The organism is Roseicyclus sp. (assembly GCF_052168335.1).
Taxonomy (GTDB): domain Bacteria; phylum Pseudomonadota; class Alphaproteobacteria; order Rhodobacterales; family Rhodobacteraceae; genus Roseibacterium.
In genome coordinates, this window is record NZ_JBQLZP010000209.1 from 1 (window position 1) to 1919 (window position 1919).

Annotated in this window: 2 protein-coding genes; both read right to left on the reverse strand. The window is 69.8% G+C overall.

The annotated features are described in order from the left end of the window. Nucleotides 1–1247 (reverse strand): TRAP transporter large permease (locus ACTS11_RS06540; protein WP_442639526.1); only part of this gene is annotated, 1247 nt, incomplete at its 3' end. Further along, a complete protein-coding gene (locus ACTS11_RS06545; protein WP_442639527.1) occupies nt 1244–1747 on the reverse strand; it encodes a TRAP transporter small permease subunit in 504 nt (167 codons plus the stop codon). The genes ACTS11_RS06540 and ACTS11_RS06545, both read right to left, overlap by 4 nt. Nucleotides 1748–1919 lie beyond the last annotated feature (172 nt).

Sequence of the window (1919 nt, forward strand, 5' to 3'; positions counted from 1 at the left end):
GTCAGCACGAAGGGGAACGCACCTCGGAAGATGGCTCCCACCGACAGCGCGGGGTCGTTGAGCGCCGACCTGATGGTGTAGACCGAAAGCCCGAAGGGCGGTGTCAGGAGACCGATCTCCACCGCGACGACCGTCATCACGCCGAACCAGATCATGTCGAAGCCCGCCGCCTGGGCGATGGGGATCGCGATGGGCAGGAGGATCAGCATGATGGAGATGGAGTCGATCAGGCAGCCCAGCGCGATCACCAGCGCGAGGTAGAGAATCAGGAAACCCCAGGGGCCGACGGGCCCGGAGAGGAACACCTCGGCAAGGCTCGCCGGCAGGCCCGAGAGCGTCAGCATGCGCGAGAAGAAGGTCGCGGCCATGATCAGGAAGAGCACCGAGACCGTGATCTGCCCGCTCTCGACGAGAATGCCCCAGAAGCTCCGGCGGTCGAGCGAGCGCCGCGCGAGCGCGAGGACCAGCGCGCCGAGCGCACCGATGGCCCCTGCCTCGGTCGGGTTGAGGAACCCGGCGTAGAGGCCGCCCAGCACCAGCGCGATGAGCGACAGGATCGGCGCGCCCTTGCGCAGGATCTCGAGCGTGCCGATGTCCTCGGTCGGCGCGGCGGCGTCCGTCCTGTCGAAGACGAAGCCGGGCCGGAAGCGCGCGAGGAGCAGGATCGTCACGCTGAACATCGCGGCGAGGAGCAGGCCGGGGCCCACCCCCGCGAGGAACATCCGCCCGACGGATTCCTCCGCCAGCACCGCGTAGACGATCATCAGGAGCGAGGGCGGGATCAGCATGCCGAGGACCGAGCTTCCCGCGACGACCCCGGTGGCGAAACGGCTGGAATAGCCGTGCCGCGTCATCTCGGGGACCGCCACGCGCGAGAAGACGGTGGCCGAGGCGACCGAGATGCCGGTGATCGCCGCGAAGACGGCATTGGCGAAGACCGTGGCGACACCGAGCCCGGCCGCGAGCCTCCTGAGAAGCCGCTGGAACACGTCGAACGTGTCCTTGCCGACGCCGGACACGGTCACGAGCAGCCCCATCAGCACGAAGAGCGGCACGACCGCGAAGAGGTATTCGCGCAGCGCGTCGTTGGCGACCGAGCCCGCCATGCGGATCGCGACGGCCTCGTTCCGGATCAGCGCGACGCCCCCGAAGCTGACCACGAGCATCGCGATCCCGATGGGCATGCCCAGCCAGATGAGAACGATCAGCAGGATGACGGCGGCGATGCCGATCTCGATCCCGGTCATGGCGCACCGCCCGGCCGCCGCCGCAGCCGGCCCGCCAGCATCACGAGGCACTGAAGCGTCGCGACGGTCATGCCGAGCAGGATGACCGCCCGGAAGGGCCAGGTCGGCAGCGTGGCGATGCCGGTGACACCGATATACTCGCCGCGCGTGAAGTCGCGTTCGAGCGTCGTGATCGTCGACCAGGCGACGACGCCGAGCGCGGCGGCGGCCGTCAGGTCGTAGACCGCCGCGAGGATCGCGCCGCCGCGCGGAAAGCGCCTGCGGAAGCCCGCGAAGAAGAGGTCGGCACGCGCGAGACGGTCGTGCGGGATGGTCGTGGCGAGCTGCAGGTAGACGATGCTCACGAGCAGCAGCGCGCCCGCCTCGGCCACCATCGGCAGCGAACCTCCCGTCACGTTCCGCACCGCCACATCGGCGCAGATGATGAGCATGAGGACGCCGATCAGGATCGTCCCGACTGCGCCCAGCCCGTCGACCAGCCCGTTCCAAGCCCTGAGCAAGGGCCCTGGCCGGTGCGGGGATCGGGTCCGGTGCGCCGCCTTAGGCGCACCGGTTCCGTTGTCATGGCCGGTCATGTCCCGGCGCTCAGTCGGCGAGCCCGGCATCCCAGTCGCGGAGCGGCGTCTCGCCGGCCGCGCGCAGGCCCTCCATGTAGGCGGCGAGGAACTCGGC